The sequence below is a fragment of the Streptomyces sp. SID1328 genome, assembly GCF_009865595.1.
Taxonomy (GTDB): Bacteria; Actinomycetota; Actinomycetes; order Streptomycetales; family Streptomycetaceae; genus Streptomyces; species Streptomyces griseoluteus.
Genome location: NZ_WWKH01000406.1, coordinates 1 through 764 on the forward strand (window position 1 = coordinate 1; position 764 = coordinate 764).

Genomic DNA, 764 nt, shown 5'->3' on the forward strand with positions numbered 1-764 from the left:
GCGGCCGCCGCCAGCCCCTCCGCGAGCCGGGCGGGCACCCCGCGCCGCAGCAGGGCCTCGCTCCAGTGCGGCGCCAGCAGAAGCAGCGCGCCGGTCGCCAGCACGGAGAGGACGAAGCCGTAACTCCGGCTCAGCCAGGGGTCGTACAGGACGAGCAGGAGTACGGCCGTGGCCAGTGCCGGTACGAGCGATCTGCGGCGGCCGGTCGCCAGGGCCAGCAGGGCGACCGCACCGCAGGCCGCCGCCCGCAGCACGCTGGGGTCGGGGCGGCACACGATCACGAACGCCAGGGTCAGCGCGCCCGCGAGCAGGGCGGTGGTCCGGAGGGAGAGGCCCAGGAAGGGGGCGATGCCCCGGCGTTCGGCGAGGCCGGCCATGCCCGGTGGGCCGATGAGGAGGGCGAGCAGGATCGTGAGGTTGCTCCCGGAGACTGCCAGGGTGTGCGCGAGGTCGGTCGCCTTGAAGGCGTCGTCGAGGTCGGGGGTGATGCGGGAGGTGTCGCCGACGACCAAGCCAGGTAGCAATGCGCGGGCGTCCGGGGGGAGTTCCTCGGTCGCCTCCCGGAGTCCGGCTCGGAGGCGGCCCGCCAGGCGTTGCGGTGCGCTCGGACCGGATGCGATTGCCGGGGGCGGCCAGTTTCGTACGCGCAGGACGGCGGCCGTGCGGTCACCGGTCGTCGTGGGCGGGGCGAGTCTGCCGGTCAGGCGGAGTCGGGTGGAGGGGAGCAGGCGGAGCCAGCCGGCGCGTGCCTCGGGTCCGCCACC

The 764-nt window shown here is 75.5% G+C and carries 1 protein-coding gene; it reads right to left on the minus strand.

Features of this window, described 5'->3' with window-relative positions; genetic code table 11:
- A partial coding sequence (locus GT030_RS12085; RefSeq protein ID WP_202459996.1) for a ComEC/Rec2 family competence protein occupies positions 1–764 on the minus strand: 764 nt, incomplete at both ends.